This is a genomic window from Pseudomonas sp. Pseusp18, from assembly GCF_059506005.1.
In genome coordinates, this window is record NZ_CP169240.1 from 3,282,810 (window position 1) to 3,295,471 (window position 12,662).

At 52.8% G+C, this 12,662-nt stretch carries 10 protein-coding genes; 5 read left to right on the forward strand and 5 right to left on the reverse strand.

Translation table 11 applies throughout. The annotated features are described in order from the left end of the window. Positions 1-8: 8 nt before the first annotated feature. Genes ACEN9A_RS14730 through ACEN9A_RS14745 form a run of 4 tightly spaced genes read right to left on the reverse strand, consistent with a single transcriptional unit; the run spans position 9 to position 4,177 of the window. Positions 9-1,355, reverse strand: coding sequence for an NAD(P)/FAD-dependent oxidoreductase (locus tag ACEN9A_RS14730; protein ID WP_413386360.1), 1,347 nt, complete (start codon positions 1,353-1,355; stop codon positions 9-11). Then, positions 1,352-2,869 carry an aldehyde dehydrogenase gene (locus ACEN9A_RS14735; RefSeq protein ID WP_413386362.1) on the reverse strand — a complete coding sequence of 506 codons (1,518 nt, stop codon included), beginning with the start codon at positions 2,867-2,869 and terminating at the stop codon, positions 1,352-1,354. The genes ACEN9A_RS14730 and ACEN9A_RS14735 overlap by 4 nt, the downstream gene beginning before the upstream one ends. Beyond that, entirely contained in the window at positions 2,862-3,773 is a 912-nt protein-coding gene (locus ACEN9A_RS14740; protein ID WP_413386364.1) for a dihydrodipicolinate synthase family protein, read from the reverse strand. Before ACEN9A_RS14740 ends, ACEN9A_RS14735 begins: the two co-directional genes overlap by 8 nt. After that, positions 3,770-4,177 (reverse strand): GntR family transcriptional regulator, encoded by a 408-nt coding sequence (locus tag ACEN9A_RS14745; protein WP_413386366.1) that lies wholly within the window; start codon positions 4,175-4,177, stop codon positions 3,770-3,772. The genes ACEN9A_RS14740 and ACEN9A_RS14745 overlap by 4 nt, the downstream gene beginning before the upstream one ends. Positions 4,178-4,820: 643 nt before the next feature. Here ACEN9A_RS14745 and ACEN9A_RS14750 point away from each other — a divergent pair. Beyond that, a complete protein-coding gene (locus ACEN9A_RS14750; protein ID WP_413386368.1) occupies positions 4,821-6,056 on the forward strand; it encodes an aromatic ring-hydroxylating oxygenase subunit alpha in 1,236 nt (411 codons plus the stop codon). 98 nt (positions 6,057-6,154) lie between these two features. Here ACEN9A_RS14750 and ACEN9A_RS14755 read toward each other — a convergent pair whose 3' ends face one another. Then, positions 6,155-7,117 carry a LysR family transcriptional regulator gene (locus ACEN9A_RS14755; protein ID WP_413386370.1) on the reverse strand — a complete coding sequence of 321 codons (963 nt, stop codon included), beginning with the start codon at positions 7,115-7,117 and terminating at the stop codon, positions 6,155-6,157. 449 nt (positions 7,118-7,566) lie between these two features. Here ACEN9A_RS14755 and ACEN9A_RS14760 point away from each other — a divergent pair, with 449 nt between their 5' ends. The 4 genes from ACEN9A_RS14760 (at position 7,567) to ACEN9A_RS14775 (ending at position 12,304) form a co-directional block, all read left to right on the forward strand. After that, complete coding sequence (locus ACEN9A_RS14760; protein WP_413386373.1) at positions 7,567-8,604, forward strand: quaternary amine ABC transporter ATP-binding protein; 1,038 nt, start codon at positions 7,567-7,569, stop codon at positions 8,602-8,604. A gap of 8 nt (positions 8,605-8,612) precedes the next feature. Further along, positions 8,613-9,626, forward strand: coding sequence for a glycine betaine/L-proline ABC transporter permease ProW (gene proW / locus ACEN9A_RS14765; RefSeq protein WP_413386517.1), 1,014 nt, complete (start codon positions 8,613-8,615; stop codon positions 9,624-9,626). Between the two features lie 60 nt (positions 9,627-9,686). Next, positions 9,687-10,730, forward strand: coding sequence for a glycine betaine/L-proline ABC transporter substrate-binding protein ProX (proX, locus tag ACEN9A_RS14770; RefSeq protein ID WP_413386376.1), 1,044 nt, complete (start codon positions 9,687-9,689; stop codon positions 10,728-10,730). Between the two features lie 416 nt (positions 10,731-11,146). After that, complete coding sequence (locus ACEN9A_RS14775; protein ID WP_413386378.1) at positions 11,147-12,304, forward strand: MFS transporter; 1,158 nt, start codon at positions 11,147-11,149, stop codon at positions 12,302-12,304. Positions 12,305-12,662: the final 358 nt, after the last annotated feature.

Sequence of the window (12,662 nt, forward strand, 5' to 3'; positions counted from 1 at the left end):
TAAACCGACTAACCTTCTCGCCCGGCCCAAAATTCATGCCAACGAATGACCGAGCTGACGCCCAGCTTCGTTATTATTTTTGGGGGGAGCCTGCTGGGCCCTGGCGCCTGATTGAAACTGTTCAGAAAATCAGAACGTATACCCGAAGCCAACTCCGCCGCCATTACACCTGCCAGGGTACTTTTAACCGTCCCCAGGCCGTTTTCGCAGCAGGCCGAATACAAGTTTTCTTCGATCTCGCCAAATGCTGCAGCACTGTTACGACTCAAGCAGAGGCGGCCGGCCCAACTGAACTCCAACGGAGTGGATTTTAGTTCGGGAAAACGCGCATCCAAGGAGTGTCGCTGCTCTTTCGCAACCGCAGCTACACGCTCCGGAGTGACCTGGATATCCGGGTCATAGGTGAACTTTGTCCGGATGACGATACGCGAGAGCCCATCTGAAGAAATCTTGCGAACGGTCGCTCCCATTGGATCAGCCGGCAACAAAGCCCAATTGGCTTTGCCCGGAACCTCTTTCCTGAATGCATCGTCACTATAAGCTGCGGTCATTGAGGCGTACGTAAAGACGTGCAGCAGGCGTCCTTGATAATGCCCAAAGTCTTCAATGTGGCCGTTAACCCCCAGGATAACCTTGGGTGCGTGCACTGTCCCGTTAGGAGATCGAGCAGTCCAGCCGCTTCCCTGCTTCGACAATTCAATAATGGGAGAACATTCAAACAGCGTGATTTTGCCTTCGAGCCCTGCTGCCAGATCCCGGATGTATTGTGCGGGTTGAATCAACACTGCGCCGGGGGTATAGATTCCACCGTGGTAATAGGTGGACCCGGTGATTTCACGCATTTGCGCTGCATCAAACATCTCGAACTTTTCGCCAATGCGCTCAAGGGATTTGGCGTAATTGACGTTCAGCTTCAATCCCCGCTCAGTGGCGGCCGCGTTGATCTTCCCTGAAGGATTGAAGGTGTCTGCGGACATGCCGTACTCGCGTGCTGCTTGCGCGGCGAAATCAATCGCGAAACGATTTTGTGTGATTTCCAGCGCCGTTGCAGACTCACTCGCCACGGAGTATTCCCCGGACGACAGACTGTGCGGCACATCAATCATGAAGCCAGAGTTTCTACCCGCCGGCCCCTTGGCGACTTCATGAGCATCGACCACAACAATACTGTCACCCGGGTGCAGTTGTGAGAGTCTGCGAGCGGCGGACAGGCCGGCAAAACCGGCCCCTATAATCAGCCAATCCGCCGTCACGTTTCCATCAAGCATGCGGACAGGCGCAGTGCGTGCGGAAATCGCCTCCCAACCTGAAACCCCGGTGTCTACGGGCAGGCGCTTGATGGTATGGGTGCTCATTTTTCGGTCTCTTCATCCGACCGATCAGACACATCGATCCAGATGGTTTTGATTTCGGTGTACTGGTCATGGGCAAAAATGGATTTGTCCCGACCGCCGAAGCCCGACTCTTTGTAGCCACCGAATGGAGTCGAGGCGTCGCCCTCACCAAAACAGTTCACGGTGACGATGCCCGCGCGAATTTCACGCGACAACTTGATTGCCCGCCGCAGGCTGCCGGTGTAAACAGAAGCCGCAAGGCCATATACCGTGTCATTGGCCAGCGCAATGGCTTCGGAGATCGTGTTGAAGGAGGTGACCGAAAGAATCGGGCCGAAGATCTCTTCCTGGAACAGCCGGTTGTCTCGACCCACACCGTCAATCACCGTTGGCTCTACAAAGGCACCGCCTTTGGTCGTGCCACCGTAAACAACTTCAAACTTTCCGGCGGCGGCGTGCTCAAGGTACGACTTCACCTTGGCGAAATGCTCAGGGCTGACCAGCGACCCTACGCGATTTTCCGGATCGAGGGGGTCGCCCATCTTCCATTCGCGGATGTAGGCGCCCATGCGCTTCAGCAGCTCGTCTTTAACGGACGCGTGGACGATCAGACGAGAAGTCGCGGAGCAATTTTCGCCCATGTTCCAGAACGCGCCATTGACGACATGCTGAGCAACCAGATCCAGGTCTTGCGCATCGTCCATCACCACGGCCGGATTTTTTCCGCCGCACTCAAGGACGATGCGCTTCAGGTTCGAATCGGCGGCGTAATGCAGGAAACGGCGACCGGTCACAGTAGAGCCAGTGAAACTCACCATGTCGACATCGTTATGCAAACCAATGGGCTCACCGACCTCTTTACCCGTGCCGGTCACAATGTTGAGTACACCGGCAGGTATACCGGCATCAAACGCCAGCTGAGCGACACGCAACGTAGTCAGCGAGGTTTGTTCAGCAGGTTTGACGATGACCGAACAGCCAGCAGCGAGCGCCGGGCCGATTTTCCAAGCCAGCATCAGCAGCGGGAAGTTCCAGGGCAATACGCAGCCCACCACGCCGATCGGCTCCCGGACCACCATGGTCAGCGCATCGCTGCCAACCGGGGCGGTGTTGTCATAAATCTTGTCAATCAGTTCTGCGTGCCAGCGGATCGTGTGGATGGTGTCCGGGATGTCGACCAACTGACATTCACTGACCGGTTTGCCGCTATCGAGACTTTCGAGGACGGCCAGTTCGTATTGATGGCCTTCAAGTAGGCTTGCAAACTTCAACAGAACCGCTTTGCGCTCCCTAGGAGAAATAGATCTCCAGCGTCCATCCTCAAAGGCCTCCTTGGCATTGCTCACAGCCAAGTCGACATCTTCGGACGAACAAGCTGCGACGTCAGTTAAAAAGTCGCCGGTCGCCGGATTGTTCGTGGCGAAGGTTTTGCCAGAAATCGCCGGCTTAAACGCGCCATTGATGAACGCCTTGGATGGCAACGAAATGTCTTTAGCCAGAGCGGCATATTCAGCCTTGCTCAGAAGATCACCCATGGCTGGCTCCCGAAGAAATGTTGGCTACGTTACGTTTAAGTTCAGTAATGACTGAAGCAAAACGCTGCTTTTCGTCCGCTTCAAGTGGCTGCAACGGCAAGCGCACGTTACCGACTTTCAATCCTGAAACTTCGCAGCCGTACTTGATCGACTGCACGAACTTGCCACCGTCCAGGGCATTCATCAGCGGCATCATTGCCGACATGATTTTTCGGCCTTTGTCGAAGTTCTTTTCAATCACGCAGGCTTCATAAAGCGCTACGTGTTCCTTGGGCAGGAAGTTGGAACCTGCGCACACCCAACTGCGGGCACCCCAGGCAAAAAACTCGAGGGCCTGATCGTCCCATCCGCAGGACAGGGCGATGTTGGGGAACTGCCGGGCCAGCATATGCACCTGGCCCATGTCGCCGGAACTTTCCTTGATGGCGACGACGTTTTTCGATTGGCTGACACGCGTGAAATATTCTTCGTCCATCGAAACGCACATGCGCCCCGGATAGTTGTAAAGCATGATCGGCAAGTCCGCTGCGCGATCTATAGTGAGCGCGTGAATCGCGTTTTCCTGTGAGGTTGGCAGCGCGTAAGGCGGGGACGTGACGAGAATGGCGTCTGCTTTAATCGATTTGGCATCCTTGGCGTACTGGACCGCATCTTCGGTACGAATTGCCCCCGTACTGACGATCAGTTGCACCCGAGTGCCGATCACATCTTTGGCGTAGGCCGCCAACTCCGTGCGTTCTTCCGAAGTCTGCGCATAATATTCACCTGTCGACCCGCCGATAATAATGCCGTGCACCTTCGCCTCAATCAGCGACTCCAAAACTTCCGAGTACACATTCCAGTCAATCTCCCCATCAGAGTTATAAGGAGTTACTGCTGGTGTGTAAATACCTTCAAATTTCAAGATAAATGCTCCGAATGCGAGTTAGGTGGAAGATCAACGCGCGCGTCAGCTTTGATGCCTTGAGGCGCGATAAAAATCTCCATGTTTTCACGGGACAGTTCCCCATGCTCAAACACGAGATCAACTACGGCACTTTCATCACGCCGTTCAATGGCTTCAATAAAAGCGTCATGATGTCCAGCGGATTGCTCGAGTCGTTTCTCCACGTCCCCGTTTTGGGGGCGAAAAAACGCATTGCCGATACGAGCGCCAGCCAAACGTCTAAACACTTCACGAACAGGCGTTCGCGATAGGCCATAACGCTCACTAATAACAACGTCGTCCAGCGCTTCATCTGGATCAAGTTCCATTATCAGAATCTGACGTTTCAAGTCTTCGTAAAGAGCACTTATGCTGCCTTTCACAAATGACCTCCAGAGGTTGTTTTGCCGACTAGTACGATTAACTGTTGAATCCAGACTGGCATGGGCCAAGAAGGCGGTCAATAGAGTGCATTTCTGGCGTATACATCTCTAGATGAGCGCCCCACTCCTCCTAAAAAATATTTTTACCTTTATTTTCAATGGCTTGAGATTTTATCATCAGAACCACTACGCCAATCGATAACATTTGTTTATGCATTGGTAAGAGTAAATGTTTCTTGTTGATGCATGATTACCGTCGTAGCCTTACAACAGCGATATTCTACCGACGAATTGGATAAGAGTATTTTTCGTACATTCGCTCCATTAGTTAGAACCTGTTTGCCCGGGCTCGAATGAGGAATTGTAGAAAAATTGCTATTGATGCAAACATCGGCATTACAGAAATGTCTGCATTAGTAAGGACTCGAACGGAATGAGTGCACGGATGGCGCCACCATCCAAGAAGGCACATTTTTCGTAAGACGCTTCCTGGACGAGGCAAAACGTTCCGGTTCGCGGATAGAAGCAGCACGTTTGATGGGCTTGCATCCACAAACGGTACTGCGAACTCAAGACCGTTTGGCCTCGCCTCACAGAGCCGGCCGAACGTGTCGCCCCCTTGGTATTTTGGAGTGTGTTGACCGTGAGCACTAAATCGGCAGTTTCAAATCTTATCGCGCAGCGCAAGACTGACCACGCGCTGCCAGGTGCCCTATATAGCGATCCAGACGTTTATCGGCAGGATCTGGAACAGATCTGGCACAAAAGCTGGATCTTCGCAGGGCACACATTTGAGCTGGAGAAGTCAGGTCAGTACCTGTCGCTGCAAGTCGGCGATTACCCCGTCGCGGTCGTCCGTGGCGCAGATAAACAGATTCGCGCGTTCCACAACTCCTGCCGTCATCGCGGCTCCAAAGTGTGCCCGGAAGCGAGCGGCAAGGTCGCCAAGCTAGTGTGCCCTTACCACAAATGGACATTCGAGCTGGACGGCCGACTGCTTTTCGCCGGGAACATGGGGGACGATTTCGACAAGTCTCAACACGGTTTGAAATCCGTACATTGTGAGGTCGTCGAAACGTACATCTATGTGTGCGTCGCTGACGTCGCCCCAGACTTTTCTTCTTTCAGAAAATCCGTCACCCCTTTCGTTGCGCCTCATAACCTGGACGACTGCAAAGTTGCGTTTGAGTCGAATATCATCGAGAAAGGCAACTGGAAACTGGTTTTCGAGAACAACCGTGAGTGCTACCACTGCGATTGTACTCACCCGGAATTGATGCACTCATTCGTGGACAACCCATCAGTGGGCGGCGCTGGCGGTGATGAAGATCTCGAACTCAAAGAGCACTGGGATCGCTGCGAGGCGGCAGGCCTGCCTAGCCGATTGGTCATGGACGATGACGGTCGCTTCCGAATGACGCGCATCCCGCTGTTTTCCGGGGCCGTCAGTTACACAATGGATGGCAAACCTGCGGTCGCCAGCCGATTGGACACATCCGGTGAGGCCAACATCGGTGCGCTGCTTTATTTCAACTACCCATCAACCTGGAACCACTTTCTGGGCGATCACGCGTTGAGCTTCCGCGTTCTACCCATCGGCCCGAATGAGACGATGGTCACTACAAAATGGATCGTCAAGAAGGATGCACAGGAAGGTGTCGACTACGACATCGATCGACTCACCAAGGTCTGGCTTGCGACCAATGACCAGGACCGTACCTTGGTGGAAGGCGCACAGATAGGGGTGAACTCACCTGCTTACGAACCAGGCCCATTGTCGGTGGCCAGCGAAATTGGTGTGTGTCAGTTTGATGATTGGTACTGCAAAACGATGCTTGAGCAACTCAATGACACGATCCCGTTAAGATCTGTCAGCTAAGTGCAAAACTGCCGGTGGTGAGAACCACAAATGAGCACCACCGGCACACCCAACTCTCCCTTCCCTGTAATCCGAGTCACTGTGCCGCCAATAGTCTTCTAAACATCTCTGGAAAACTGGGCGAGGATCCAATCTCGGAGCCGACAACAAGCGTCATCATTGATCCGATCTTCACGAAATGTCAGATAGTGCTGACTTTCATGGAGAACCACTTCTTCTTCGATCGGACGAATCAGCGTGCCGTTTTCGACCAGGTTTTCGACCAGGTGATTCCAGCCCAGCGCTACGCCTTGGTGTGTCAACACCATGCTAATCACCAGGTTGTAGTCATTCGCGTTGAAGACGTGAGGGCTGTCGTGGGGGCGTTTCTCGATATCAACGTCGTGATAAGCCAGCCAAACGCCCCAGTCAACGTGCTCCGCAACCTGGGATCTGCCATAGGGACTGAGGTTTAACAAAACACCGTCGCGCAATCCTTCCAGGCTGGACAACTCAGGGTGCTCCTCTTTGTAACGAGGCGTGCACACCGGGTAGATGACATCATGAAACAACGGATAACTGCGGTAGCCATCCTGAATCCTGGCCATTTTAGTGATGAAGATATCCGGAGTTACCCCCGGCTCCATCGACAAGAAGTTTTGAGTGGTTACCAGATTGAGGTCGATGTCTGTGTTCTTGGTAAAAAAAATCGGTAGCTTGGCTGCAAGCCAGAGGGCTGAAAACGCTGGAGAACAGCAAAGCGTCAGGGTGCGCTTGCCTGCATTGTTGGTACGAATACGCTCGGCCGCCTGGGAAATGTTGACGAACGATATCTGCGCAGCATCAAAAAAAATGGTGCCGGCTTCCGTCAACTCGACCGCCCGCCCCACCCTTTTGAAAAGTTCCACGCCAAGGTACGCCTCAAGCTCCCGAATCTGACGGCTGATTGCCGCTTGAGTAACGCACAGTGCTTCTGCCGCACGCGTAAAGCTCTGATATTTGGCGGCTGCTACGAATGACTTCACGGCTTTCAGAGACGGCATTTTCAGCAGCGTCATGTCTGGATCGATGTGCTTAACCATAACCTAAAGTATTGGATATCCGGTTCGGGGCCCTTTTGAAGGCCGTTAGGGACGTGCTCGGCGAGAGGATTCCAACCTAGAGCCTACGCTGGAGCGTAGCTGAAACAGAGGTTCTAAGACAGGGCCAGTGGCAGTCGCTTTCGCAACCAGTACAGCCACAGTCGCAAATTGACATAATCAAATGATTGATAACATGACGTTATTGATTGGTCAGAATAAATGTTGTTAGACGTTGACCCTATTAGGTAATAACTTGGTCCTCAAGGATCTGCTTAATTCAGCGCCGATAAAACAAAAATAATAAACATCACATAATAAAGAGGATGGTCACAATGACTAATTCCCAACCTTTCTTCCATTCTGACTGCCCCCACAAGCACCGTCTTAACTGATCAAGACACGTACACCTAAATTCTTGATCTTACGTCGTAATTGCAGCAGGAGGGGTTATGAGTCTTGGTGACGAGATACTCTCGGTAAAAAACATTTACAAAGTCTTTGGCACTCAGCCAAAGCTCGCGATGGAGATGCTTGCTCGCGGTGCTGACAAGAATGAAATTTTCAGCAAAACCGGCCAAGTAGTTGGTGTTTTCGATGCCAGTTTCTCCGTAAAGCGCGGTGAGATTTTCGTCATCATGGGGCTTTCCGGTTCTGGAAAGTCGACGATGGTTCGGCTGTTCAACCGATTGATCGAACCGACCTCCGGCACCATCCATCTCAACGGCCAGGAAATCACTGGTCTATCGGATGCTGATCTCCTCAGCGTGCGGCGCAAAGACATGAGCATGGTGTTTCAGTCGTTTGCTCTGATGCCCCACATGAGTGTGATCGACAACGTAGCTTTCGGTCTGGAAATTTCGGGTGTAGCGGAAATTGAACGGCATAAACGTGCACTCGAGGCACTCAAACAGGTGGGACTCGATGGCCACGCCTATAGCTATCCGCACCAACTTTCCGGCGGTATGCAACAGCGAGTAGGCCTGGCCCGCGCGTTGGCCAACGACCCCGCCATCCTGCTGATGGACGAAGCCTTCTCGGCACTCGACCCGTTGATTCGCCACGAAATGCAGGGCGAACTGATCCGCCTGCAGGCAGAACAGCACCGCACCATCATCTTCATCTCCCATGACATTGACGAGGCGATTCGCATCGGCCATCGCATTGCGATCATGGAGGGTGGCCGGGTCGTTCAAATCGGTACCCCGCAAGAACTACTGTGCAACCCCGCGAACGATTACGTCAGAGCGTTCTTCAAAGGTTTCGATGCCTCGAAGATCCTCAAGGCGGGTGATGTCGCCAAAATTTGCGCCGAGCATCCGTACGCCATGGATCACTCCACTCCTACGCTTCGCGACGATGTACTCCTGCAGGACGTCTTTCACATCGTTGCTGATGCCGTTAATCCAGTTGCCGTGCTCGATCGCCAGGGTGTGTTCAAAGGCACGATCTCCAAGAGCCTACTGCTTCAAACAATGAGCCGACACTAACAGGCTCTATTTGCTGGCTTGCCAGGCTCGGACATTCAGGTGATTACATGAACGAATTCAATTTCCTAGACCCATTTCAATCCATCAACGTCCCTTTGGGTCAATGGGTAGAAGTTGCCCTGAACTTTCTGGTTCATAATTTTCGCGAGGTTTTCCGATCGATAAGATGGCCAATAGACCAAGTACTTAATGGTATTCAGTTCGGATTGTTGGCTATTCCTCCGTCAATATTCATTATTATTGCAACGCTCTTCGGCTGGCAGGTAGGAGGGAAGAAAATAGGGATCCTTTGTTTCGTCACCCTCACCCTTTTAGGAATAATCGGCGTTTGGAATGACGCCATGATCACTCTCGCCCTGGTGCTCACTTCACTGTTTTTTTGTGCCGTTATTGGCATTCCGCTGGGCGTTCTGTGTGCCCGCAGTGACCGACTTGAGATGCTTCTGCGGCCGGTACTCGATGCAATGCAAACGCTGCCTGCATTTGTTTATCTGGTACCCGTAGTGATGCTGTTTGGCATCGGCAACGTACCGGGAGTACTGGTCACGATCATCTTTTCGGTAGCACCACTGGTCAGGCTCACCAATCTGGGAATTCGCCAGGTACCGGAGGATAAGGTCGAAGCAGCCCGCGCTTTCGGATGCACCCCACGCCAAATGCTAAGACGGGTTCAGCTTCCTTTAGCTGCACCGACGATCATGGCGGGTCTGAATCAGGCATTAATGTTGTCACTTTCCATGGTGGTGATCGCCTCAATGATTTCCGTTGGCGGACTGGGAATGATGGTGCTTCGAGGAATTGGCCGTCTTGATATGGGCTTGGCAACCGTCGGCGGATTGGGGCTGGTATTGCTGGCGATTTTCCTCGACCGATTGACCCAGGCAATGGGCGAACGCAGTAACAGGGCAACCAAAGGTGAGCACTGGTACCAGACAGGCCCAGCCGGTGTCATTTATCGCCTGAAGAGAAAAAACGCTGTTACGAAAATAGAAGTCAGTCCCAAAGAGAGCCAACTCCGCTAAGCGGAACGTCGTGAACCCAAAGAAATGCCAACTTCTCTAATCCAGCCAAGGCAAACGATAATGAACTTCACAACATTCGGAATAAAACAGAAATTCATTCACTCTGTGGCGCTTTTAGTACTAGCGGTTTCCCCTGTTTTCGCATCAGCCGCCACGGCGCAGGAGCCCGGAAAAGGGGTATCGATCACCCCAATTTTCCCGTCAATTGCCGAAGAGCGATTTCGCGGAGAGATTGCAATGGCGGGGCTCAAGGAATTGGGCTACGACGTTCAGACTCCGAAGGAAACCGAATACTCCACCATGATGATTGCAATTGCCAATGGTGACGCTGATTTCTCGGTTCATCTGTGGGAGGAGCTACACAAATCTTTCTACGAGAAGGCCGGCGGCGATGACACGATGGTGAAAACCGGCAATATTATGCCGGGCGTACTACAAGGCTACATGATCGATAAGAAAACGGCTGACCAGTATCACATCACCTCGATCGATGATTTGAAAAAGCCAGAGATTGCCAAGCTGTTCGATAGCAACGGCGACGGTAAAGCGGACCTGACAGGTTGCAACCCCGGCTGGGGCTGTGAGCTGGTCATTGCCCACCATATGAAAGCCTATGGCTTGGAAAAGACCGTTTCCAATAACCAGGGCTCCTATTTTGCCCTGATGGCTGACACCATTGCTCGTTACAAAGAAGGCAAGCCGATTCTCTATTACACCTGGGTACCTCAGTGGATCTCCGGTGTTCTGGTCGAAGGTAAAGATGTGGTTTGGTTAACCGTGCCGCGTACGGATCTCCCTGGTGGCAAAAACGATGTCAACACTACCTTCAATGGTAAAAACCTTGGTTTCGCGGTAGACAGTGTCAAAGCAGTCATCAACAAAGAGTTCGCAGAGAAAAACCCGGCGGCTGTGAAGTATCTGTCTGAAATGCAGATCACTACCGACGATGAAAGCGCGCAAAATCTCAAAATGCACAATGGTGAAAAAAGTGCAGCTGACATCACCCGGCACGCCAAAGAATGGATCGCGGCCCATCGCGCGAAATACGACAGCTGGCTGGCGGACGCGCGCGCAGCGGCTAATGCCACCACCGCAAAGAAGTAATCAGCTTTTCTAAAACTGCTTAAAAGGTTGCCCTTCACTGGGCAACTTTTTATCCGTTTCAGCATTCAGCAGCCGGAGCCCACAACAATCAAACCAGCGTCATGTTCAAAGCTTTCGCTGACGACCACTACTTTGCCAATAAGCTGTCCAGCCGCCTTTAGTTCGACGGCAGAGCCTTACATCCATTGTGCGCCGCATATGCACGCGGTTTTTCGTTGATAGCCTGGATGCCCATGAGGGTCACTTCACAATGCATTATCGCGACTTCTTTGGCGTAGCACCGAGTAGTTATAGAGCGACGTATGAGTGCAGGCGCTAAGTCTTCCGAAGTCCGCGTCAGCAGCACACATATGAAACCCGCGATGTCTCATTCGAGTAATCATGGCTAGCATCATCGATAAGGACAACCGAGAATCATGAATGCTCCATCGCCGGTGTTGATCCCCACGGCAAACCACCGCGAACGGGTGTCTACCCGCATCTCCTTCCTCATCGCGGGCTTACTCATGTCCGCATGGGCACCATTGGTTCCATTGGTTAAAGCACGCGCTGGCTTGGACGATGGTGGCTTGGGGCTGTTGCTTCTATGCCTCGGAGGTGGATCTATTGTGGCCATGCCCTTCGCTGGATATCTCACCGCACACTATGGATGCCGCCCGGTTGTAATTTGGGCGACGATTGTCTTGTGTGCCGTTTTTCCGCTGTTGAGCACCGTAGTGTGGCTGCCTGGTCTGGTATTAGCTGTCATCATCTTCGGTGCCAGCATGGGCATGCTTGATTGCGCCATGAACATACAGTCCGTCATCGTCGAGAAAACCAGCGGGCAAGCACTTCAGTCCGGCTTCCATGGACTTTACAGCGTCGGAGGCATATTGGGCGCCGGCGCTATGACCGCTTTATTGACCTTAGGGCTGGATCCACTAATTGCGGCGGTCTGTATCGTTGCCACAGTTTTGGGATCGCTTTACAAGGCTGCGCCTGCTTTGCTGACTTATGGCACCGAACGGGGTGGGCCATTGTTCGCGGTGCCCAGAGGTATCGTGCTGCTTTTAGGGACGCTCTGCTTCATCGTTTTCCTCACTGAAGGCGCATTGCTTGACTGGAGTGCAGTCTTCCTTGTCTCGAATCGAGGGTTAGAGCCGAGCATCGCCGGTTTGGGTTACGCATCCTTCGCGGCGGCGATGACGGTGGGTCGCCTGACAGGGGACACCATCGTCAGTAAACTAGGTGGTGTGCGCGTAGTTACGCTGGGCGGACTTTGCGCAGCCGCGGGAATGATCGTGTCGCTTGGGATCGATGGCTGGCCCGCTTCCTTAATTGGCTACGCCATGGTCGGGGCTGGCTGCTCAAACATTGTCCCGGTGATCTTTACCGCTGTAGGCCGGCAGCAACGTATGCCACAAGCGGTAGCCATCCCCGCTGTCATCTCGATGGGCTATGCGGGCATTCTGATAGGTCCTGTATTCATTGGGGCGGTCGCCCATTTAAGCACCCTGCCATTCGCTTTGAGCGGCGTAATTGCTCTGCTGTTTTTTGTAAGTGCAACAGCTCGATTACTCAAGGCGACGCCCTGATGTTCTAGCGCGAGCTGGATCAAGAGGTTGTAAGCGTTGGCGTTGGCGTTGGCGTTGAAAAAGTGTGGCGCTTTGCTGGATCGGGCTTTTAGGTTGATATCATGATGAGCAATCCATCCGTACCAGTCCAAATACTCAGCTACCTGCGAGCGGCCGAAGTGGCTGAGGTTCTATAGCGCGCTGTCGCGAATGCCATAGATGGATTCCGCCTGCGCCACGCAGAGCGCTCTTCAGCGGCTCGTGTGAAATTCTGTCAGCTAGCCACCGCTAAAAAGGCTTTGACTGCGCGCAACGAAGGCATATTTATCAGCGCCTGATCGGGCCAAGTCTGCTTAATCATTACAATAGGTCATCATTA